Annotated in this window: 18 protein-coding genes; 16 read left to right on the top strand and 2 right to left on the bottom strand. The window is 46.6% G+C overall.

Features of this window, described 5'->3' with window-relative positions; all coding sequences use genetic code 11:
• The first annotated feature begins 9 nt into the window (after positions 1-9).
• Positions 10-1,065, top strand: coding sequence for a GntR family transcriptional regulator (locus tag CELL2_RS03270; protein ID WP_081625172.1), 1,056 nt, complete (start codon positions 10-12; stop codon positions 1,063-1,065).
• Positions 1,066-1,083: 18 nt separating this feature from the next.
• Here the strand turns inward: CELL2_RS03270 and araA are convergent, their stop codons facing one another.
• Complete coding sequence (gene araA, locus CELL2_RS03265) at positions 1,084-2,574, bottom strand: L-arabinose isomerase (RefSeq protein WP_038033401.1); 1,491 nt, start codon at positions 2,572-2,574, stop codon at positions 1,084-1,086.
• A 192-nt stretch (positions 2,575-2,766) separates the two neighbouring features.
• Between araA and CELL2_RS03260 the strand changes: the two genes are divergently transcribed.
• From CELL2_RS03260 to CELL2_RS03205, 12 genes are all read left to right on the top strand, one after another.
• Positions 2,767-4,077 carry a sugar ABC transporter substrate-binding protein gene (locus tag CELL2_RS03260; protein WP_038033403.1) on the top strand — a complete coding sequence of 437 codons (1,311 nt, stop codon included), beginning with the start codon at positions 2,767-2,769 and terminating at the stop codon, positions 4,075-4,077.
• Positions 4,078-4,139: 62 nt separating this feature from the next.
• Complete coding sequence (locus tag CELL2_RS03255; RefSeq protein ID WP_235231283.1) at positions 4,140-4,997, top strand: carbohydrate ABC transporter permease; 858 nt, start codon at positions 4,140-4,142, stop codon at positions 4,995-4,997.
• A complete protein-coding gene (locus CELL2_RS03250; protein ID WP_038033407.1) occupies positions 4,997-5,848 on the top strand; it encodes a carbohydrate ABC transporter permease in 852 nt (283 codons plus the stop codon). The genes CELL2_RS03255 and CELL2_RS03250 overlap by 1 nt, the downstream gene beginning before the upstream one ends.
• Positions 5,849-6,028: 180 nt before the next feature.
• Positions 6,029-7,891, top strand: a complete 1,863-nt coding sequence (locus tag CELL2_RS03245) for a glycoside hydrolase family 127 protein (protein WP_038033414.1) — start codon at positions 6,029-6,031, stop codon at positions 7,889-7,891.
• 126 nt (positions 7,892-8,017) lie between these two features.
• A complete protein-coding gene (locus CELL2_RS03240) occupies positions 8,018-9,472 on the top strand; it encodes an alpha-N-arabinofuranosidase (protein WP_038033417.1) in 1,455 nt (484 codons plus the stop codon).
• Between the two features lie 28 nt (positions 9,473-9,500).
• Complete coding sequence (locus CELL2_RS03235) at positions 9,501-10,571, top strand: aldose epimerase family protein (RefSeq protein WP_011943240.1); 1,071 nt, start codon at positions 9,501-9,503, stop codon at positions 10,569-10,571.
• A gap of 76 nt (positions 10,572-10,647) precedes the next feature.
• The gene (locus CELL2_RS03230; RefSeq protein ID WP_012310658.1) at positions 10,648-11,286 is read left to right on the top strand and encodes an L-ribulose-5-phosphate 4-epimerase; all 639 of its coding nucleotides are present in this window, start codon (positions 10,648-10,650) and stop codon (positions 11,284-11,286) included.
• Positions 11,287-11,297: 11 nt separating this feature from the next.
• A complete protein-coding gene (locus CELL2_RS03225) occupies positions 11,298-12,818 on the top strand; it encodes an FGGY-family carbohydrate kinase (protein ID WP_012310657.1) in 1,521 nt (506 codons plus the stop codon).
• Between the two features lie 3 nt (positions 12,819-12,821).
• On the top strand, positions 12,822-14,033 hold the full coding sequence (locus tag CELL2_RS03220; RefSeq protein WP_038033420.1) for a sn-glycerol-1-phosphate dehydrogenase: 1,212 nt from the start codon (positions 12,822-12,824) through the stop codon (positions 14,031-14,033).
• Positions 14,034-14,100: 67 nt separating this feature from the next.
• Positions 14,101-14,553: a PadR family transcriptional regulator gene (locus CELL2_RS03215; protein ID WP_004082997.1), complete on the top strand. Its 453-nt coding sequence runs from the start codon at positions 14,101-14,103 to the stop codon at positions 14,551-14,553.
• Positions 14,550-16,283 (top strand): ABC transporter ATP-binding protein, encoded by a 1,734-nt coding sequence (locus CELL2_RS03210; protein ID WP_012896234.1) that lies wholly within the window; start codon positions 14,550-14,552, stop codon positions 16,281-16,283. Before CELL2_RS03215 ends, CELL2_RS03210 begins: the two co-directional genes overlap by 4 nt.
• Positions 16,276-18,069 (top strand): ABC transporter ATP-binding protein, encoded by a 1,794-nt coding sequence (locus CELL2_RS03205; RefSeq protein WP_012310654.1) that lies wholly within the window; start codon positions 16,276-16,278, stop codon positions 18,067-18,069. The genes CELL2_RS03210 and CELL2_RS03205 overlap by 8 nt, the downstream gene beginning before the upstream one ends.
• 29 nt (positions 18,070-18,098) lie before the next feature.
• On the opposite strand, the gene pfp is transcribed toward CELL2_RS03205, so the two are convergent.
• On the bottom strand, positions 18,099-19,358 hold the full coding sequence (pfp, locus tag CELL2_RS03200; protein WP_038033422.1) for a diphosphate--fructose-6-phosphate 1-phosphotransferase: 1,260 nt from the start codon (positions 19,356-19,358) through the stop codon (positions 18,099-18,101).
• A gap of 217 nt (positions 19,359-19,575) precedes the next feature.
• On the opposite strand from pfp, the gene CELL2_RS03195 reads away from it, so the two are divergent.
• The 3 genes from CELL2_RS03195 to CELL2_RS03185 are packed head-to-tail and all read left to right on the top strand — an operon-like array spanning position 19,576 to position 22,442.
• Positions 19,576-20,679, top strand: a complete 1,104-nt coding sequence (locus tag CELL2_RS03195; RefSeq protein WP_011943233.1) for a citrate synthase/methylcitrate synthase — start codon at positions 19,576-19,578, stop codon at positions 20,677-20,679.
• Positions 20,672-21,928, top strand: coding sequence for a 3-isopropylmalate dehydratase large subunit (locus tag CELL2_RS03190; protein ID WP_008193729.1), 1,257 nt, complete (start codon positions 20,672-20,674; stop codon positions 21,926-21,928). Before CELL2_RS03195 ends, CELL2_RS03190 begins: the two co-directional genes overlap by 8 nt.
• Before the next feature lie 13 nt (positions 21,929-21,941).
• A complete protein-coding gene (locus CELL2_RS03185) occupies positions 21,942-22,442 on the top strand; it encodes a 3-isopropylmalate dehydratase small subunit (RefSeq protein ID WP_008193726.1) in 501 nt (166 codons plus the stop codon).
• Positions 22,443-22,444: the final 2 nt, after the last annotated feature.

The following is a 22,444-nucleotide window of genomic DNA, read 5'->3' as shown; positions in this document are numbered from 1 at the left end:
TGATTTGCAATCCTTCCAAAATACAGAATAATTGAAAAATTTCTGATCGATGAAATAAAATCTGGAAAGTACAAACACGGAGACAAACTCCCCACCGAGAAAGAGTTAATGGAAAGATTCAACGCCAGTCGGGAAACGGTGAGAAAGGCCCTTGAAAGACTGGTAGTTAAAAACCTGGTCATCAGAAAGCCAGGACTTGGAACGTTTGTGAACATAGAAAAGAAAAACAAGGTCGTTGGCATTCTTGTCCAGCAGATCACAAGTTACATATTTCCATATATAGCACTCGGCGCCGAAGAGGTTCTGTTTGCAAACGGGTACAAGATGCTTCTTGGAAACGCTTCTGAGGACCCCCACAAGGAGAGACAGATCATAAACGAATGGCTGGAAGTTGGTGTGGATGGCCTGATAATAGACCCTGTCTACAGTGCCACCAAACGTTCCAACAGAGATTTGATAGAAGACATGGCAAAAAAAGGCACGAAGGTAGTTCTGGTACACACCAACTGGGACATAGAAGGTGTGGGAAGTGTTGTTCTCGACGACTGGTACGGAGGAGAAAAAGCAGCGGAAATATTTTATCAGTATGGACACAGGAATGTGGCTGTATTGTATAAAACGATACACCTTCCCAGTGTTGTGAGAGCCCAGGCTTTTCTGAAACGAGGAAGAGAACTCGGTTTCGAGAAAGTCCACGAGAAATCTTTTCATGTTTCGGAGTTCACCGGTATTGTTATGCAGAGTGCTTTTGAGCTTCTATCTTTACCGAAGGATCAGCGTCCAACTGCGGTTTTCTGCTACAATGATGCAACGGCTCTTCAGTTTTTCCTTGCAGCAAAGAGAATGGGTCTGAAGATACCAGAGGACGTTTCAGTTATAGGTTTCGACGATGCTCCCATAGGTGATTTCAGAGAGATTCTGACCACCTTCGAACATCCCAAGGAAGAAGTTGGAAAGAAAGCAGTCGAGATCCTTTTGAAGATGATCGATGGAGAAAAACCTGAGAAATATGTTTTCAAACCAAAACTCATTATGAGAGAGTCGGTGACGTATCCAAAAAAATGAGGGGCTTTCGCCCCTCTTTCATCTTTTCAAAAGCCCCCAGTAGAGTTCGTTCCATCTCAGTTCTTTTTTGAAGTCCTCGAGATCCAAATTCTCATCGATGACGACGTATTCGATTTCCAATGCCTCCGCCCAGTCGATGAGGTATTCTATGTCAATGGCTGTTGAGAAGGCAGTGTGGTGTGATCCTCCAGCGAGTATCCATGCAGTAGTTGCCCTCTTGAAATCAGGCAGCGGTTTCCAGAGGACCCTGGCTGTTGGGAGTTTTGGCATCTTCCTCTCTATGGGAACGGATAAAACCTTGTTCACAACGAGTCTGAACCTGTTACCCATGTCAACGATCGATGCGTTAACGGCTGGTCCTTCCTGACCGTCGAAGACAAGACGGGCAGGATCTGCTTTCCCGCCGATGCTGAGAGGGTGAACCTCTATTCGTGGTTTTTCCTTTGCTATCGTTGGACATACCTCGAGCATGTGAGCCCCTAAAACGAGTTCGTTCCCGGGAGTGAGGTGGTAAGTGTAGTCTTCCATAAAGGAAGTTCCGCCGGGAAGACCCGTTCCCATTACCTTGATGGCTCTAACCAATCCCGCTGCTTTCCAGTCACCTTCTGCACCAAAACCGTATCCTTCCTCCATGAGTCTCTGGACCGCGAGCCCGGGAAGCTGTGGAAGATCGTGCAGGTCCTCGAACGTGGTGGTGAAGGCAATAGCGTTCTTTTCTTTCAAAAATTCTCTCAGAGCAATTTCTATTTTCGCCTGCTCTCTTATTGCCTTGAGACTGTATTCATCCTCTGGCATGATGTATTTTTCTCTGTATTCTTTGAGAAGTTCCTCTACTTCGCGCTCTGGAACGGCTTTCACTCTCTCTGCAAGTTCTCCAACTCCCCAAGTGTTTATGGACCAGCCGAGTTTTATCTGGGCTTCTACCTTGTCACCTTCGGTGCTGGCGACTTCTCTCATGTTGTCGCCGAACCTGACTATCTGTCCCGTTCTTCCATCCTGTATCGCACAGGCCACTCTCATCCACTTTGCGATCTTTTCTCTGACTTCTTTCTCTTCCCAGTGTCCCACCACAACTTTCCTTGGAAGTCTCATCCTTGCATGTATGAACCCATGCTCTCTGTCTCCGTGTGCAGACTGGTTCAGGTTCATGTAATCCATATCGATCGTATCCCATGGAATCTCTCTGTTGTACTGCGTGTGAAGGTGAAGCAGGGGTTTTTTGTTTATAGAGAGTCCCCGTATCCACATCTTCGATGGGGAAAAAGTGTGCATCCAAACGATAACCCCTGCGCATTTGGGGTCTGCGTTTGCTTTCTCAAAGATTTCTGTGATTTCAGAAGAACTCTTCAAAACCGGCTTCAGAACGATCTTTGAAGGGAAGATGGGGTCATCGTTCAGTGAATCCACGATCTTGCTTGCCTGCTGTTCCACCTTTTTCAGGGTTTCCAGACCGTAAAGATACTGACTTCCAACGAGAAACCAGAACTCGTACTGCTTGAGATCTATCATTCTCCGACCTCCTTTCTCATGGTTTCATCCTTTTAGTATAACATAAAAGTACGTACCTTTATACGTATCATGTCCGTTTCTGCGGAGATTTATGTTAACTAATTGACTATAAGATAATTCTTTGTTGACAGATATGATATACTACCATCGGTACGTACCGTTATCCACTATTTTTAGGCAGGGGGGATTTGTATGAAGAGATTTTTACTGTTGATCTTTCTCATCATCACCTCGTTGATCTTCTCGGTTAAAATCTCCGTTCTCTGTTCTCCAGACAACGCGGACGCCCTGAAGTGGCTTGCCCAGGAGTTCATGAAACAGAATCCCGAAATTCAGGTTGAGATCGTACCTCTTTCGTGGGAAGTACTTTATCCGAAGCTGCTGCAGGATCTCAGATCTCAGGCTGGATCGTTCGACGCTTTCACTTACGATGTGATGACCACTGGAGCCGTCTCTTTCGGACTGGTTGACCTTGGAGAGTTCATGAAACAACATCCAGAACTTGTTCCAGAAGATTACGATTTGAACGATTTTATCCCACAGGTTCTGGAAGAATCTGGAAAGTGGCAGGGAAAACTCATCGGGCTTCCGTTCTACAACAACACAATGCTCTTCTATTACAGAAAAGATCTCTTTGAAGATCCAAAGATAAAACAAGCGTTCAAAGAAAAATACGGTAGAGAACTCACCCTCCCGACCACCTGGGAAGAAGTTGTAGAAATAGCGGAATTCTTCACCAAAAAATACAACAAGAGCTCTCCAACAGACTACGGAATCGCCCTCATGTTCCCGAGAACCCACACACTCTTCTACATGTATCTGCTGTTTTTCGGTGAGTACAGGAACGCACCACTCGGTATCATGAGGCACGGAACTGCGGATCTTGAATTCGGTGAATACTTCACAGCGGATCACAAACCGGCCTTCAACGGCGAAGAAGGATTGAAAGCGCTCGAAATGATGAAAAAACTCATGCCTTACAGTCCAGATCCGCTCGGCTCTGATTACGGTGAAACGATTGAGTACTTCAACCAGGGACTCGTTGCTATGGTACCTCAATGGACGGGGCCGTATCTGATCTTCAAGAGCACACTCGGTGAAGATAAAGTCGGGATCATTCCCATGCCGGGTCGATCTGTGAGTGGTCAATGGGCACTCGGCATCAACAAATTCATACCCGAGGACAAGAAACTCGCTGCGTTCAAATTCATCATTTTCGCCACTAGCAAATGGGCTGACAAGAACAAGTTCTTGAGATTCGCCGTCGCTCCTGCCAGAATCTCAACACTCCAGGATCCCGAGGTGAGGGCCGCTGACCCGAGAGTTCCCGCCCTCGAGGTAACGTACGTTTCTCAGACCCACAGGCCAAGGATTCCAGAGGAACCGAGACTCGAAGACATCACCGTTGAGACCTTCTCCAAGATCCTCTCTGGAGAACTCCCGCTCTCCATGGAAACGCTGAACGATCTTGCAAAAAAATGGGAAGAGATTCTTGGAAAATAAGGAGGTGAAGAGGGGGCGCTCTGCCCCCTTTTGCCATGAGAAAAAGAATTGTTCCCTGGTTGATGGTTCTTCCCGTTCTCGCTCTTTTCCTTGCAATGACAATCTATCCCTTTGGTTTCATGATCTGGGCTTCTTTCAGAGATTACGATCTTTCAAAGAGTGCGGAGACTCACTTCATTGGTCTTTCGAATTACTTCCAGATTTTCAGAGATTCAACCGCTATCGAATCCATGAAATTCACCGCAAAGCTCCTCTCGATAGCAGTTCCCGTAGAACTTGTTCTCGGTGTTCTCATCGCTTTTCTGATAAGGGGCGTCAAGGGAGAAAAGATAATCAGGTCTTCCCTTCTCATTCCCATGATGATTCCACCGGCGGTTTCCGGTGTTGCCTGGAAGATGTTGTACAACTTTGCCTTTGGACCGGTGAACTGGTTCCTGTCACTCTTCGGTGTTCCCAAAATTTCGTGGCTTGGAGATCCATTCTATGCACAACTGGGGATCATTATCATAGACGTTTGGCAGTGGACTCCTTTCATTTTTCTCATGATATACGCAGGTCTTCAGTCGATACCTCAGGATCTCATAGACGCGGCCCGGGTGGATGGAGCCGATTGGGGAAGAGTCTTTTTGCACGTGGAGTTTCCTCTTCTAAGACCTTTGATCCTGGTCGCTCTTGTTTTGAGAATCATAGACTGTCTGAAGACCTTTGATATTGTCTTCATGACAACCTGGGGTGGTCCAGGATCTGCGACCCACACTTACAGTTTCTACATCTACAAGGTAGGTATTTCTTTTGGGTGGAACATCGGTTACGCCTCTGCGTTGAGTGTTTTGCTATTGATTGTGGCGATAGTCCTTGTGAATGCAGTGTTCAGGCTTGTGAGAATGAGACAACAACTGGGGTTTGGGGGTGAAGAGTGATGAAAAAAATCCTGACAATTGTGAGATACATCCTGATCGCCGTTTGTTTGATATTTTTCCTTTTTCCCGTTTACTGGCTTGTGATCACAGCCTTTAAGCCTTCAGACGAGTGGTTCACCATGCCTCCTAGATTCTTTCCGACAAAGCCCACGCTTGCTAATTTCTTTGGAGCAAAAGAGACAGAAGTTTTCGGTGGAACAACCGGTTCTATTGAGAACATCTTTCCGTACTTGAGAAACAGTATCGTGGTTGGTGTATCTGTAGCACTTATAGGAACGGTAATCAGTGCCCTCGCTGCCTATGCTATTGCCCGATACAAGGTAGGAGGTCCATTCCTGGCGGAGTGGATCATCTCCATCAGAATGCTCCCGCCTATTGTGTCAGCCGTTCCCCTGTACGTGATATTCACGAAACTGAGACTCATCAACACCTGGTGGGCTCTCATTCTGTCCCATCTTGTCATAGTTGTGCCTCTCGGGGTCTGGCTTCTTATCAGCTTTTTCAGAGAGATTCCAAGAGAGATAGATGAAGCGGCTTATGTAGATGGGGCTACTCCTTTTCAAACGTTCTTCTATGTGGTTCTTCCTCTCAGTGCCCCAGGACTCGCAGCGGTCGCAGTGCTTTCTCTCATTCAAAGCTGGGGAGAGTTCCTTCTGGCTCTTGTTTTAACGAACGATGCACGTGCTCAAACGCTACCCATTTTCCTTGGAAGATACATCACTGGATGGAGGGTTGCATGGGGACCTCTTTCCGCGGCCGGTATAGTCACCATGCTTCCCGTTGTGGTCTTTGCTCTTGTTGCCCAAAGGTATCTAATTAGAGGCCTCACCTTCGGAGCGGTGAAAGGATAGTTTGTGAAAAAATGAGAAAACATGAGAAAAACCATTGTAAGTAGGAATATTTGTATCTATTAACAGATAATGCGCAGTGTTTACCCCGAATCATACTTGATTTAACAAAAGTGGGCAATGTAGAATTTATGTGAAGAATAATGTACGTACCTAAATGTATAAAAAGGAGGAATATCGTTTATGTCCAGAATCGTAGAAGTTTCCAAAAGCCCTTATGCGAAGCTCAAAACGATACCTGTTGGTTCTGTGAAGTTAAATGGATTCATGGGTAAATACTTTGAAACCCTCGTCAACGTGACTCTTCCCACACAGTACGATCTTCTGGAGAGCACAGGAAGACTCGACAACTTCAGAATCGCCGCTGGCAAGATGGAAGGATCTTACAAAACATTTTTCCCGTTTGACGACACAGACGTGTACAAATGGACTGAGGCAGTGTCCTTCGCTTTAGCGAACAGGAAACTTCCGGAGCTGGAGAAGATCCTTGACAGCGTGATAGAAGAGGTGAAAGCTGCTCAGGATGAAGACGGTTACCTTGGAACCTATCTTTCTGGAGAGAGAAAAAAAGAGCGATGGACGAACCTTGCGTGGAATCATGAGTTGTACAACGCAGGTCATTTGATTCAGGCTGCCGTTGCGCACAGAAGAGTGACAGGAAAGAACTTCCTCTTTGAAGTGGCAAAAAGATTCGCAGATCACATTTGCAACACTTTCGGTCCTGGAAAAAAAGAAGGGGCACCGGGGCATCCTGAAGTGGAAATGGCACTTGTAGAGCTCTACAGAGAAACAGGAGACAGAAAATATCTGGACCTTGCAAGGTACTTCATTTACGCACGTGGAAAAGGGCTTGCCAGCGTCCCAAGAAATCCTGGACCAGAGTACTTCATCGATCACAAACCTTTTGTGGAGCTAGAAGAGATCACAGGCCATGCGGTGAGAGCTCTGTATCTCTGCTCTGGTGCTACCGATCTTTATCTTGAAACAGGTGATGAAAAGATCTGGCAGGCCCTCAACAGACTCTGGGAGAATTTTGTGACGAAGAAGATGTACATCACAGGAGGGGCGGGTTCCAGACACGACTGGGAATCCTTCGGAGAAGAGTACGAGCTTCCAAACAGAAGATCTTACGCCGAGTCCTGTGCCTCGATAGCGAACTTCATGTGGAACTTCAGGATGCTTCTTGCAACGGGCGATGGGAAATTTGCAGATGTGATGGAACAGGTACTGTACAACGGACTTCTCTCCGGTATATCCCTCGATGGGAAGCACTATTTCTACTTCAACCCGCTGGAGGACTACGGGAGAACAAGAAGACAGAAATGGTTCGACTGTGCGTGCTGCCCACCGAATCTTGCCAGGTTCATAGCGTCTTTTCCGGGATACATGTACACCACATCGGACGACGGTGTTCAGGTTCATCTGTACGAAAAAAGTACAGCCAGGCTTGATTTCAAAGGTTCGGTTGTGGAGATAGAGCAGGAAACAGACTATCCATGGAGTGGCGAAGTAGCTTTCACGATTAAAACAGACATTGAAGAGCCATTCTCCATTTATCTCAGGCTTCCTTCCTGGGCAGATGATTTTGTTCTCAGGGTGGACGGAAAAGCGGTGATAGCAAAGCCACAGAACGGTTATGTAAAACTGAGCCAGAGCTGGAAAGGAAAACACACAGTGGAACTCTCACTTCCTATGAAAGCGGAGTTCATTGAAGCACATCCGTTCGTGAGAGACAACCTTGAAAAGGTTGCAGTGAGAAGAGGCCCCGTTGTCTACTGTATAGAACAAGCAGATAACCCGGATTTCCATGTTTGGACACTGGTGTTGAACTCAGAAAGCCTGAAGGAAGAAAAAGGAAAGGTACTGGACAGGGAGGCTTTTTTCCTCAAAGGAACTGGAAGAGCACTGGACATCTCTGAATGGGAGGGGAAACTGTACAGAAAGCTGTCTGAGGTTAGGGAAAAAACGGTAGAGTTCACTCTTATTCCCTACCATATGTGGGCCAACAGAGAACCGGGTGCAATGGCGGTGTGGTTGAAAAAATAAAAAAGAGCCCCACGAAGGGGCTCTTTTATCTTTTCTGGAAAAGTTCCTTTACCTCTTCAGCTGTCAACGGCCGATCATAGGTATTTCTATAACACCAACTTTTGTGAAGTGAGGAGGGAAAAGAGTATGTCCTACAGGATAGTGGTTGATCCAAAAAAAGTTGTCAAGCCGATTAGTAGACACATCTACGGTCATTTCACGGAACATCTGGGAAGGTGTATCTACGGCGGAATTTATGAAGAAGGTTCTCCGCTCTCCGATGAAAGGGGTTTCAGAAAGGACGTTCTGGAGGCTGTAAAGAGGATAAAAGTTCCGAACTTGAGATGGCCCGGTGGAAACTTCGTGTCGAACTACCACTGGGAAGACGGAATAGGTCCCAAAGATCAGAGGCCTGTTAGGTTCGATCTCGCCTGGCAACAGGAAGAGACGAATAGATTTGGAACGGACGAATTCATTGAGTACTGTCGTGAGATAGGAGCAGAACCTTACATCAGTATAAACATGGGAACTGGAACACTCGACGAAGCTCTCCACTGGCTTGAATACTGCAATGGAAAGGGTAATACCTACTACGCTCAACTCAGAAGAAAGTACGGTCATCCAGAACCTTACAACGTAAAGTTCTGGGGAATAGGCAACGAGATGTACGGGGAATGGCAGGTAGGCCACATGACGGCGGACGAATACGCAAGAGCCGCCAAAGAATACACGAAATGGATGAAGGTTTTCGATCCTACAATTAAAGCGATCGCCGTGGGCTGTGACGACCCTATATGGAATCTCAGAGTTCTTCAAGAAGCAGGCGATGTGATTGACTTCATATCTTACCATTTCTACACAGGGTCCGACGATTACTACGAAACGGTCTCTACGGTTTACCTCCTCAAAGAAAGACTGATTGGTGTCAAGAAGCTCATCGATATGGTGGATATTGCTAGGAAAAGAGGAGTCAAGATCGCCCTCGATGAATGGAACGTATGGTACAGAGTGTCCGATAACAAACTCGAAGAACCTTACGATCTCAAAGATGGTATCTTTGCATGTGGAGTGCTTGTACTTCTTCAAAAGATGAGCGACATAGTCCCACTTGCCAATCTCGCACAGCTTGTAAACGCCCTTGGAGCTATACACACCGAGAAAGACGGTCTCATTCTCACACCCGTTTACAAGGCTTTTGAACTCATCGTGAATCATTCCGGAGAAAAGCTTGTCAAGACCCATGTTGAATCGGAGACTTACAACATAGAAGGAGTCATGTTCATCAACAAAATGCCTTTCTCTGTCGAGAACGCACCGTTCCTTGATGCCGCCGCTTCCATCTCAGAAGATGGCAAGAAACTTTTCATCGCTGTTGTAAACTACAGGAAAGAAGACGCTTTGAAGGTTCCAATCAGAGTGGAAGGTCTGGGACAGAAAAAAGCCACCGTTTATACACTCACAGGTCCGGACGTGAACGCGAGAAACACCATGGAAAATCCGAACGTCGTTGATATTACCTCCGAAACCATCACCGTTGACACCGAATTTGAACACACGTTTAAACCATTCTCTTGCAGTGTGATTGAGGTAGAATTGGAGTAAGAAAAACTGTTGCCAGGAGGAGAAAGAAATGGAATATCTGATGAGCCACATTGAAAAGGAGTTCTTCGGAGCAACTTCTGAGGGAATACCTGTATATCAGTACACACTCATAAACAAAAATGGAATGATGGCAAAGATCATCACTTATGGTGCGATAGTGAGAGAATTGTGGGTGCCAGACAGTTCTGGCACCCTTTCTGATGTTGTTTTGGGATTTGACACACTCCAGGAGTACGAAGCAAAGAACTCGAACTTCTTCTTCGGGGCGATAGTGGGAAGATACGCGAACAGAATAGCCGGTGGAAGATTCGAGATCGACGGAGTCACCTATCAGCTTGCCCTGAACGATGGAGATCGTCCAAACGCGCTCCACGGTGGTGTGAAGGGATTCTACACCAGGGTCTTCAAAGCCGTTCCCATAAAAACGCCCACTGGACCTTCCCTTGTTCTGAAGTATTTGAGCCACGATGGCGAAGAAGGCTATCCTGGCAATCTGGATCTCACAGTTATCTACACTCTCACAAACGAAAACGAGCTGAAGGTAGAGTATCGTGCCACAACGGATAAACCCACCGTTGTGAACCTCACACAACATTCCTATTTTAACCTTGCCGGTGATGGTTCAATACTTGATCACGAGCTTATGATAAACGCAGATAACTACACCCCCGTTGATGATAACCTCATACCAACAGGAGAGATTGCACCGGTTGAAGGCACACCGTTCGATTTGAGATCTTTCAAAGTTCTGAGAGACGCCATCGAACCGTTGAAAAGCACTACAACAAAAGGTTTCGATATAAACTACGTTTTAAACGGTGAAGATGGAAAGCTGAAGCTTGCAGCTGTTCTAAGAGACAAGAGATCTCGTCGAAGGATGGAGGTCTACACAACAGAGCCGGGTCTTCAACTCTACACGGGAAACTTCCTCGATGTGAAGGGAAAATGCGGTACATACTACGGACCGTACTCAGGTTTGTGTCTTGAAGCACAGCACTTCCCCGATTCTCCAAATCATGCAAACTTTCCAAGCACCATCTTGAGACCAGGTGAGGAGTACAGACAGGTTACTGTTTATAGATTTTCTGTTGAAGTTTGAAAACAAAAACGGAACTGTGATGCCTTGTTGTGTGGATAATTTTGACTGTACGTTTACCCATAAAGGAGGTAAAAGCATGTACGAAAAAGAAAGGAAAGAGCTATACAATGCCCATCTTCTGTTGGAAAAATACGGTCTTGTCGCTTACACAAGCGGTAACGTGAGTGTGAGAATCGGTGATCATGTTCTGATAAAGCCCTCCGGTGTTCCATACACCGAGCTGAAACCAGAGGACTTCGTCGTGGTGGACCTTGAAGGAAACGTGATCGAGGGAGAGAAGAAACCCTCCGTCGATACAGCCACACATCTGTATCTCTACAAACACCTCGACTGGGCAAAATCCGTGATTCACACTCATTCAACATTCGCCATGGTGTGGGCAATTCTCGAAAAATCAATCCCCGTTCTTTGCACGGCACATGCGGATGTTTTCGGAGAGGAGATTCCTCTTACAGAATACGCTCCTGTAGGATCCGAGGCGATTGGAAAAGCTGTCGTGAAAGTGATTGGAAAATCCGGTGCTGTTCTTCTCAGAAAACACGGTGTTATGATCGTGGGGACCTCTGTGGACGATGCGGTGAAAAAGGCGATTTTCCTTGAGGAGGTAGCAAAGGCAGCGTACTTTGCAACACTTGCAGGAAAACCCACACCATTGCCACCTGATGAGGTGGATCGTCTCTACAATCAGTACCACACCAAGTACGGTCAGAAGTGAGGAGGGGGAATATGTACCTCATCGGAAGTGATATAGGAACTCAGGGTACGAAATCCGTCATTGTGAACGAGAAAGGAGAAGTGCTCGCTGAGGCTTTCAGAGAGTACGAAGTCATAACTCCAAAACCGAACTGGGCAGAACAGTGGCCTGATGTCTGGGTTAAAGCAGTCTTTGAAACTGTAAAAGAAGTGGTGGAGAAGTCTGTGGTATCAAAGAAAGAAATAGCTGGGATTGCCATTAGCGGGCTCTACGGTGGATCGGGCATTCCAGTTGACAGGAACATGCAACCGCTCAGACCCTGCCTCATCTGGATGGACAGAAGAGCGGTGAAAGAGACGGAGTGGGTGAAACAGAACGTTCCCAAGGAAAAGCTCTTCGAAATCACAGGAAATTACGTGGATTCGTACTTTGGCTTTACGAAAATCATGTGGATCAGAAACAACGAACCAGAGATCTGGGAAAAGATCTACAAGTTCATCACTCCTAAGGACTACGTGATCTATCAAATGACGGGAGAAGTTGTCATCGACTATTCCTCCGCTGGAAACCTGGGTGGTGTTTTTGACATCAGAAAGCTCACCTGGTCCAAGGAGATGTGCGATGTTCTCGGAATACCAATTGAGTTCCTCCCCGAGAGAATAGTGAAGTCTTCTGACGTGGTTGGAAGAGTGACGAAAGAAGCTTCAGAATTGTGCGGACTCCTCGAGGGAACACCCGTAGTGGCCGGTGGAATAGACGCTCCAGTTGCCCAGCTTTCTGCCGGTGCACTTGAAGAGGGAGAACACGTTGCGATGGTGGGTACTTCCACCTGCTGGGGAACGGTCCACGATGGTTCGAAACTGGCTTTCGGGCTTGTGAATTATCCTTATGTGGTTTACGACACTGAAAGGATCTACACATTTGGAGGGTCCGCTACAACGGGGGCTCTCGCCAGGTGGTTTAAAGAACAGTTCGGTGAGAGCGAGACAATCGTCGGTGAAAGAACTGGCATCTCACCGTACCAGCTCTTTGACAAGGAGGTAGCAAACATCCCTGCTGGAAGCGAGGGTATCATCGTTCTTCCATACTTCATGGGTGAAAGATCTCCGATATGGGATCCTACCGCAAGGGGTGTGTTCTTTGGGGTCACTCTCTATCACAAGAGAGCACACCTCTACAGGGCACTAATGGAAGGAGGAGCGTATGCCCTGAGACACAACATGGAAGAGGGCTTGAAAGCTGGTTTGAAACTGAACGACGAATGCTGGATCGTCGGTGGCGTTTCCAAATCTTCTGTGTGGGTTAAAATATTTGCGGATGTTACTGGTTTCAAGATGAGGCAGGTTGCAAGCCTTGTGGAGGCTCCTTACGGAGATGCCTTCCTTGCGGGACTCGGAACAGGCGTTATAGACAAGCCCGAGAGAATAAAAGAGTGGGTGAAATACAGAGATCCCGTGGAGCCAGATCCGGAGAACAAGAAGATCTACGACAGGTACTACGAAATATACAGAGAGCTCTATGAGAGAACAAAAGACCTGATGGCGAGGTTGTGAGGGATGAAGGATATCCTGGGAAAAACCTTCGAGTGCAGTTGCGGGAAAACTCATGAGGTTCCGAATATAGAAATCCTGGAGGCATCCATAAGAGAGGCACCGGATGTTTTTTCGGATGCGTTTTTCATAGCAGACCTGAACACCGCTTCCCTGGTGGACTTGCCCGGGAAGCGGTCTTTCGTTTTCAACGAGAGAAGACCCCTTGCAACGATGGAAAACGTTGAAAAAATAGTGAAAGCATCTGGAGATTTCCCAGAGATCGTATCGATTGGATCTGGCAGCCTCACAGACATAGCAAGATACGCGGCATATCTTTCTGGAAAGCGTTTCTCGTGTGTTCCTACAGCGCCTTCTGTGGATGCTTATACTTCCACCGTGGCGCCCATCCTGGTGAACGGTGTGAAAAAGACCTTCATGGCGATTCCCCCCAGGAGAATCCTTTTAGATATCGAGGTGTTGAGAAACGCACCAATGGACCTTTTGAGGGCTGGTGTAGGAAACATTGTTGCCAAGATTCCCGCAAGAATGGATTGGATTCTCTCACATATCGTTACGGGTGAATACATCTGTGACTTCGTCTGGAACGACATGAAAGATCTGTTGAAAGAAATTCTTTTGAAGTCAAAAGACATTCTCAACAGGGAAAGAAATGCCATCAAAACACTCATGGAGGCCCATCTTGTTTCAGGAATCAACATGGTCATCATGGGAAATTCAAGGCCGGCGTCCGGTGCAGAACACATGGTTTCCCATCTGATAGAGATGTTTCACGAAGAAAAAGGGGAGATGCCTCCTTTCCATGGCTTGACAGTGATGATAGGAGTTTTTGTTTCGATGAAGGCGTACGAGGCACTTGTAGAGAAGAAAGAGATACCTCTAAAAGACTACTCCATTGAGGAAAGAAGGAAAGAACTTCTTGAGCTCTTCGAAGAAAGAAAAGTAGAAGAATTTTTAAAAACATACGCTGAGAAGAAATTCCCAAAAATCGAAGCAGATATAGTCGGAGAACCATTGGAGGATATTTACTGGGAGTTTTTCCCCCATCTCAAAAGAACTCTTGAGACTATAGATGTGAACTCAGTGATCAACAGTTACAGCAAAGACTTTCTGTCAAGAGTTGTACGTCTCGCAAACACCATAAGGGACAGGTTCACCATCTTGGATGTCTTTGATGAGATGAAGATCCTCAAGAATTTTTCCGAAATGGTGTTTTGAGATATTCCAGAAATCCGGTATAATTCTTGTTGAAAATCATAACTCTATAGATATATCTGGTGACAGTATGAGAGATACGAAAGGGCATCTGAAATTTCTGGTTCTTCACATAATTTCTCAACAACCCTCTCATGGGTACTACATAATGAAGAAGATCTCCCAGATAATAGGGGCAGAGCCTCCGAGTCCTGGTGCGCTCTACCCGATACTCTCTTCCCTCAGGAAGCAGAAATACATCGAAACATACAACGAGGGGAAAAGAAAGGTTTACCGTTTGACTGATAAGGGGAGAAAGTACCTGGAAGAACACAAAGAGGAAATCAAGAAGGCACTGGATTTCGCAGAGAGATTCAGAGTCTTTTCTGAAATTTGTGGTCTTTCCTTGAGAAATGTAGTGGATGTGATTTTCAAAAACGCGAAAGATCTCACACCGGAACAAAAGAAGAAATTAAAACACGCCACGGAAGACTTTGAAAGGAACGTATACAACATCATCTACGGAGGGAAAAACTCGAAATGAAAACACTCGCCAGATATTTAAAACCTTACTGGCTATTCGCCGTTCTCGCACCGCTTTTCATGGTTGTAGAAGTGATATGTGATCTTTCACAACCCACTCTTTTGGCACGTATCGTCGACGAAGGAATCGCGCGTGGAGACTTTTCTCTGGTTTTGAAAACAGGGATCCTCATGTTGATAGTGGCACTGATAGGTGCGGTGGGAGGAATAGGCTGCACGGTCTTTGCGAGCTACGCCAGTCAGAACTTTGGAGCCGACTTGAGGCGAGATCTCTTCAGAAAAGTTCTGAGTTTTTCTATTTCCAATGTGAACAGATTCCACACTTCATCTTTGATAACGCGTCTCACCAACGACGTCACGCAGCTTCAAAACTTGGTGATGATGCTTCTCAGGATCGTTGTCAGAGCGCCTCTTCTCTTTGTGGGTGGAATAGTCATGGCAGTGTCTATCAACGTGAAGCTTTCTTCCGTTTTGATCTTTTTGATACCTCCCATCGTTCTCCTCTTTGTGTGGCTCACTAAGAAAGGGAATCCTCTTTTTCGAAAGATTCAAGAGAGCACCGACGAGGTCAACAGAGTCGTGAGAGAAAATCTCCTGGGTGTCAGGGTAGTGAGGGCCTTTCGAAGAGAAGAATACGAGAATGAGAACTTTCGGAAAGCAAACGAGTCTCTGAGAAGATCCATCATCAGTGCCTTTTCACTCATTGTTTTCGCACTGCCCCTTTTCATATTCATCGTGAATATGGGGATGATCGCCGTCCTGTGGTTTGGAGGGGTTCTCGTTAGAAACAACCAGATGGAGATAGGAAGCATCATGGCATACACGAATTACCTCATGCAGATCATGTTCTCTCTCATGATGATCGGAAACATTCTCAATTTCATTGTAAGAGCCAGTGCTTCTGCAAAGAGAGTTCTGGAGGTGCTGAACGAAAAACCTGCAATTGAAGAAGCGGACAACGCCTTAGCACTTCCAAATGTGGAGGGGAGCGTTTCCTTCGAAAATGTCGAATTCAGATACTTCGAAAACACCGATCCTGTTCTCAGTGGAGTGAACTTCTCCGTTGAACCAGGATCACTCGTTGCCGTTCTGGGTGAAACAGGGTCCGGAAAGACCACCCTCATGAGCCTCATTCCAAGGCTCATCGATCCAGAGCGTGGACGTGTGGAAGTCGATGAATTGGATGTTCGGACGGTGAAGCTGAAAGATCTGAGAAGTCACATATCTGTTGTTCCTCAGGAAACCGTGCTGTTTTCGGGAACCATCAAAGAGAACCTGAAATGGGGAAGAGAAGACGCCACAGATGATGAAATCGTGGAGGCAGCGAAGATCGCTCAGATACACGATTTCATAATCAGTCTGCCCGAAGGATACGATTCTCGCGTCGAAAGAGGGGGGAGAAACTTCTCGGGAGGTCAGAAACAGAGACTTTCCATAGCCCGTGCTCTTGTAAAAAAACCAAAGGTACTGATACTCGACGACTGCACGAGTTCAGTGGATCCCATAACTGAGAAAAGAATACTGGATGGGTTGAAGCGATACACGAAGGGATGTACGACCTTCATCATCACTCAGAAGATCCCAACGGCTCTTCTCGCCGATAAGATCCTGGTCCTTCATGAAGGGAAAGTAGCGGGATTTGGCACCCACAAAGAGTTGCTCGAACACTGCAAACCCTATCGAGAGATATATGAATCCCAGTTTGGAAACGGGGTGATGAACGATGCCTGAGATCAGAAGAAGGCCACACGGACCAATTTTAGAAAAACCCGCACTGAAAAATCCCACGGCCACGTTGAGAAGACTCCTCGGTTATCTGAGACCTCACACTTTCACTTTGATCATGGTCTTTGTTTTCGTCACCGTTTCTTCCATACTTGGTGTTCTCTCACCGTATCTCATAGGAAAAACGATCGATGTTGTCTTCGTTCCAAGAAAATTCGATCTTCTTCCCAGATACATGCTGATTCTCGGAACGATTTATGCGCTTACGTCTCTTCTCTTCTGGCTTCAGGGAAAAATCATGTTAACGCTTTCCCAAGATGTTGTTTTTCGTTTGAGAAAGGAGCTTTTCGAGAAGCTTCAAAGAGTTCCGGTCGGCTTCTTCGACAGAACACCTCACGGAGACATCATAAGCAGAGTCATAAACGATGTGGACAATATAAACAACGTTCTTGGAAACAGTATCATTCAGTTCTTCTCGGGAATTGTGACACTCGCAGGCGCTGTGATCATGATGTTCAGAGTGAATGTGATCCTTTCACTCGTCACACTCTCAATAGTTCCCTTGACCGTTCTCATCACGCAGATCGTCTCCAGCCGAACCAGAAAATACTTCTACGAAAATCAAAGAGTCCTCGGCCAGCTCAATGGGATCATAGAAGAAGACATCTCCGGCCTCACTGTGATAAAACTCTTCACCCGTGAGGAAAAAGAGATGGAGAAGTTCGACCGGGTGAACGAGAGTCTCAGAAAGGTGGGAACGAAGGCTCAGATCTTTTCAGGTGTTCTCCCTCCTCTTATGAACATGGTCAACAACCTTGGATTTGCCCTGATCAGCGGTTTTGGAGGATGGCTCGCCTTGAAAGACATAATCACAGTGGGTACCATAGCCACCTTCATAGGCTACTCGAGGCAGTTCACAAGACCGTTGAACGAGCTTTCTAACCAGTTCAACATGATCCAGATGGCGCTTGCGAGTGCTGAAAGAATCTTTGAGATTCTCGATCTGGAGGAAGAAAAAGACGATCCTGATGCTGTGGAACTGAGGGAAGTCAGAGGAGAAATCGAGTTCAGGAACGTGTGGTTCTCCTACGACAAGAAAAAGCCTGTTCTTAAAGACATAACTTTTCACATAAAACCGGGTCAGAAGGTTGCACTGGTGGGTCCCACAGGGTCCGGAAAGACGACGATCGTGAATCTGTTGATGAGATTCTACGACGTGGACAGAGGGCAGATCCTCGTGGATGGTATAGATATAAGAAAAATAAAGAGGAGTTCTCTGAGATCCAGCGTAGGTATCGTCCTTCAGGATACTATTTTGTTTTCCACCACCGTGAAAGAAAACCTCAAATACGGAAATCCTGACGCTACCGACGAAGAAATAAAAGAAGCAGCGAAACTGACACATTCCGACCACTTCATAAAACACCTGCCTGAGGGTTACGAAACGGTCCTCACCGACAACGGTGAAGATCTGAGTCAGGGTCAAAGACAGCTTCTTGCCATAACAAGAGCTTTCCTTGCGAATCCAAAGATCCTGATACTGGACGAAGCCACCAGCAACGTTGACACAAAGACGGAGAAAAGCATACAGGCAGCCATGTGGAAACTCATGGAGGGGAAGACCAGCATCATCATAGCTCACAGATTGAACACGATAAAAAACGCAGATCTGATCATCGTTTTAAGAGACGGAGAAATTGTGGAGATGGGAAAACACGATGAGTTGATTCAAAAGCGAGGCTTTTATTACGAGCTCTTCACAAGCCAATACGGTCTCGTTGTAGAAAGATAATGAGCCCCAAGATGGGGCTCATAAAAGTTTTATGGAAGCTCTGTCGTGTGCCAGTATTTCTTTTTGAATTCTTCAGGTTCCATCTTTGCGAGCTTTGCTAGTTTTTCGAGAGTTTCGGGATCTTCGAGATCTTTCTTTTCCAGCCTTATCATGTATTTTCTTGCTACTCTGTAATCTTCCGATCGAACATCCACCACTCTCACCTTTGTCCTTCCGGTCTTTGGATCCATGAAAGCGTCGAAGGGAAGAATCTTGATTCTGCCACCAACCACGCACACCATCCCGCCAGGGAGATCGGAATAATCTCCAAGGAGAAATCTCACAGCACCGTAACCGAGTGTTCTGGTGTATACTATGTCGAAGGGTATGGGACGTGCGCTTCTGAGTTCGTATCCTATTGTGACATCGACGATATGGATTCTTTCACCTCTTTCAGCGTATCTCCTCTCGATCGCCCGTTTCAGAATGGTGGCGAGCGGGATCTCTGCAAGTCTCAGGTGTCCGTGCGGGTCTTTTTCGACTATCACACCGGGAATGTTGGCAAGTTCCTCAGGATCCATCTTTTCTGCGATACCTTCACCTATTATTGCTACTCCATCGTCTCTTCCCATGAGTTTTCTCTTGAGAATCGCCCCATCGAGAACGTCGCACACTTCTTCGAGTGTCACTCCCTCTTTGAACTCTTCAGGAATGATCGTGATCGTTGCACTCGCTGCTTTTCCAACGCCGAGTGCGAGGTGCCCGGCTTCCCTTCCCATCATGGCCACAAAGTACCATCTGTTCGTTGTTCTTGAGTCCTGCATGAGATTGTAAACGAGCTCTGTGGCCACGTGGCGGGCTGTTTCAAAACCGAACGTGGGCATGTTCTCCGGAAGAGGGAGGTCGTTGTCTATAGTCTTTGGAACGTGGACCACCTTTATTTCGCCCTGCGATCTTTCACACACTTTGCTCGCAGAAAACGCGGTGTCGTCCCCTCCGATAGTAACAAGATACTTTATCCCGAGCTTTTTGAGAGTCTGAACGGTCTTCTCGAGGGTTTCTTCGGATTTGGCAGGATTCACCCTCGAGGTTCTGAGAATGGATCCACCTTCGATGTGGATTCTAGAGACATCTTCGATGGAAAGTTTTTTCACCATATTCGTTTTTCCCTCTACGAGGTGTTTGAATCCATCGTATATTCCGATCACTTCGAGTCCGTTGTTTATAGCTTCGATGGTAACAGAACTTATCACACTGTTGATTCCAGGTGCCGGCCCTCCGCCAACGAGTATTCCCAATCTTTCAGCCACTTCAACCCCTCCCCTTGCTTAATGTCTTCAAAACATATTCTACCAATTTTTCTGCGAAAGTGTTAAATCTTTTTCAAAACGAAAAGCATTAAAATGCCAGCCTGTGCCATGCAGTACTGTTTAACTTTACCTTCAAGTTTGTATGGTAAAATTTCCCAAAGCCCTCCTTCATTTTTAATCGTTCCAGTGTATAGTTATACAACACGGAGGTGTTATTTTGATACAAAAGGGACTGGAAGGCGTCAAAATATGTGAAAGTTCGATATGCTATCTGGACGGCATCAACGGAAGACTCTACTACCGAGGAATACCGGTTGAGGAACTCGCGGAAAAATCGACTTTCGAAGAAACGGCCTACTTTCTCTGGTACGGAAAGCTTCCCACAAAGAGTGAGCTTGAAGAATTCAAAAGGAAAATGGCAGATTACAGAGAGCTTCCTGATGAAGCCCTTGAAATTCTTTACCATCTTCCGAAAGACCTTCATTACATTGATGTTTTGAAGATATTCCTTTCCATTCACGGTTCCATGGATGGGAACGATGAGGATCTCAGAGAAAAAGCCATCAGGGTTGCCAGCGTCTTTCCCACAATACTGGCGTATTACTACAGATACTCTAAAGGAAAAGAACTGATAAAGCCAAGAAAAGACTTATCACACGTTGAGAACTTCTACTACATGATGTTCGGAGAGAGAAACGAAAAGATCCGTCTTCTGGAATCTGCGTTCATTCTTCTCATGGAGCAAGATATAAACGCTTCCACCTTTGCCGCGCTTGTGATAGCTTCCACACTCTCCGATCTTTATTCCTGTATTGTAGGGGCTCTCGGTGCGCTCAAGGGTCCTCTCCACGGTGGTGCGAGTGAAAAGGTTCCGCCCATGCTAGAAGAGATCGGAAGTGAAGACAGGGTGGAAGAGTTCGTTCAAAAGTGTCTGAAAGAGAAAAGAAAGATCATGGGATTCGGGCATCGAGTTTACAAAACTTACGATCCGAGAGCGGTGTTTTTGAAGAGAGTTCTTCAGGAACACTTTCCAGATAGCAAACTGTTCAGAATCGCCAGCAAGCTGGAAGAATACATCGTTTCTAACAAGATCAAAAACATATACCCGAATGTGGATCTGTATTCGAGCGTTCTCTTCGAAGAGCTCGGTTTTCCAAGGAACATGTTCACTGCCCTGTTTGCAACTGCTCGCGTTGTCGGATGGACCGCTCATGTGATCGAATACGTGAGCGACAACAAGCTGATCAGACCAACTAGTGAGTACGTGGGTCCTATGGATGTCGAATACATTCCTATCGAGCGGAGGGATGAGAATGGGTAAGACACTCGCAGAAAAGATCTTTTCTGAACATACTGGAAGAGACGTGAAAGCCGGAGAAATCGTACTCGCGAGAGTGGATATAGCCATGGCCCAGGATGGAACAGGCCCCCTGATGATAAACGAATTCAGAGAACTCGGCTTCAAAGAAGTGAAGGTCCCGAAGGCCTTCCTCTTCATCGATCACGCTTCTCCGAGCCCGAGGAAAGAGCTTTCGAATTCGCAGAAGATGATGAGAGAATTTGGAAAAGAGATGGGAGTCAAGGTTTTCGATGCGGGAGACGGGATATCCCACCAGATCCTCGCGGAAAAATACGTGAAACCCGGCGATCTGGTAGCAGGTGCGGATTCGCACACCTGCACTGCCGGTGGGCTCGGTGCTTTCGGAACGGGAATGGGGTCCACAGATGTTGCGATCATCTTCGGGCTTGGACAGAACTGGTTCAAAGTACCTGAGTCGATCAAAGTTGTGGTGAACGGGAAGTTACAGGATGGAGTTTACGCGAAAGACATTATTCTCGAGATCGCGAGAATTCTGGGAAGCGACGGCGCAACTTACAAAGCGTTGGAGTTCCACGGAAGCTGTATCGAAAATATGAATGTGGAGGACAGACTCACCATTTCCAACATGGCGGTGGAAGTGGGAGCGAAAGCAGGTCTCATGCCTTCTGATGAGAAGACCAGAGAGTTCCTGAAAAAGATGGGAAGAGAGGAGGACTTCAGAGAGTTGAAAGCAGATCCAGACGCGGTTTACGAGACAGAGATAGAGATAGATGCCACCACACTCGAACCACTCGTCTCTTTGCCTCACTATGTGGACAACGTGAGAAAGGTAAGCGAGGTTGAAAAGGAAAAGATAAAGATAGATCAAGTGTTCATAGGAACCTGTACGAACGGAAGACTCCAGGATCTTGAGATCGCTTTGAAAATTCTTGAGAAACACGGAAAGCACCCGGATGTGAGGCTGATCGTTGGCCCTGCTTCAAGGAAGGTCTACATGGACGCCCTTGAAAAGGGAATAATCAAGAAATTCGTTGAACTTGGAGCGGCAGTTATACCACCGGGTTGCGGCCCGTGTGTTGGAATCCACATGGGTGTTCTTGGAGACGGAGAGAGGGTACTTTCCACGCAGAACAGAAACTTCAAGGGAAGGATGGGAAACCCCAACGCGGAGATATACCTTGCTTCTCCTGCAACGGCGGCAGCCACCGCGGTAACTGGATACATCACAGATCCGAGAAGGTTCATTTGAAGGAGGGTGGAGCATGATAAGGGGAAGAGTCTGGAAGTTCGGTGACAATATATCGACTGACCATATAGCACCTGGAAGGTACTTTCATCTGAGGAACAATCTTGAGGAGCTCGCAAAACACGTCCTGGAAGATGCCATGGAAGATTTCGCAAAGAAGGTGCAGAAAGGTGACATCATCGTGGCCGGCAAGAACTTCGGACTTGGTTCTTCCAGAGAGCACGCTGCGCGTATCATAAAGATCGCTGGTGTTTCCTGTATCGTGGCGAAGTCTTTCGCAAGGATCTTTTACCGAAACGCCATCAATGTGGGGCTTCCGGTTATAGAGCTCAAAGAAGTCGACGAGATCAACCAGGGAGACGAACTTGAGATAGATCTCGAAAACGGTATTTTGAAGAACCTCACAACAGGGAAAGAATACAGATTCACTCCTATTCCGAAGTTTCTCCTCGAGATACTGAAAGAAGACGGTATAGTGAACTATCTGAAAAAACACGGTTCCTTCCCGAAGGTTTAGGG

This window comes from Thermotoga sp. Cell2 (genome assembly GCF_000789375.1).
Lineage (GTDB): Bacteria > Thermotogota > Thermotogae > Thermotogales > Thermotogaceae > Thermotoga > Thermotoga petrophila.
The sequence above is the reverse complement of the archived record's forward strand: the minus strand, read 5'-3'. Positions and strand labels throughout refer to the sequence as shown.

Bases quoted from the DNA above. Each gene is read 5' to 3' on its own strand.
- CELL2_RS03235 (WP_011943240.1), top strand. From the start codon at position 9,501: ATGGAATATCTGATGAGCCACATTGAAAAGGAGTTCTTCGGAGCAACT.
- CELL2_RS03220 (WP_038033420.1), top strand. From the start codon at position 12,822: ATGAAGGATATCCTGGGAAAAACCTTCGAGTGCAGTTGCGGGAAAACT.
- CELL2_RS03250 (WP_038033407.1), top strand. From the start codon at position 4,997: ATGAAAAAAATCCTGACAATTGTGAGATACATCCTGATCGCCGTTTGT.
- araA (WP_038033401.1), bottom strand. From the start codon at position 2,574: ATGATAGATCTCAAGCAGTACGAGTTCTGGTTTCTCGTTGGAAGTCAG.
- CELL2_RS03260 (WP_038033403.1), top strand. From the start codon at position 2,767: ATGAAGAGATTTTTACTGTTGATCTTTCTCATCATCACCTCGTTGATC.
- CELL2_RS03225 (WP_012310657.1), top strand. From the start codon at position 11,298: ATGTACCTCATCGGAAGTGATATAGGAACTCAGGGTACGAAATCCGTC.
- CELL2_RS03255 (WP_235231283.1), top strand. From the start codon at position 4,140: ATGGTTCTTCCCGTTCTCGCTCTTTTCCTTGCAATGACAATCTATCCC.
- CELL2_RS03215 (WP_004082997.1), top strand. From the start codon at position 14,101: ATGAGAGATACGAAAGGGCATCTGAAATTTCTGGTTCTTCACATAATT.
- CELL2_RS03230 (WP_012310658.1), top strand. From the start codon at position 10,648: ATGTACGAAAAAGAAAGGAAAGAGCTATACAATGCCCATCTTCTGTTG.
- CELL2_RS03245 (WP_038033414.1), top strand. From the start codon at position 6,029: ATGTCCAGAATCGTAGAAGTTTCCAAAAGCCCTTATGCGAAGCTCAAA.
- CELL2_RS03210 (WP_012896234.1), top strand. From the start codon at position 14,550: ATGAAAACACTCGCCAGATATTTAAAACCTTACTGGCTATTCGCCGTT.
- CELL2_RS03190 (WP_008193729.1), top strand. From the start codon at position 20,672: ATGGGTAAGACACTCGCAGAAAAGATCTTTTCTGAACATACTGGAAGA.
- CELL2_RS03185 (WP_008193726.1), top strand. From the start codon at position 21,942: ATGATAAGGGGAAGAGTCTGGAAGTTCGGTGACAATATATCGACTGAC.
- CELL2_RS03240 (WP_038033417.1), top strand. From the start codon at position 8,018: ATGTCCTACAGGATAGTGGTTGATCCAAAAAAAGTTGTCAAGCCGATT.
- CELL2_RS03205 (WP_012310654.1), top strand. From the start codon at position 16,276: ATGCCTGAGATCAGAAGAAGGCCACACGGACCAATTTTAGAAAAACCC.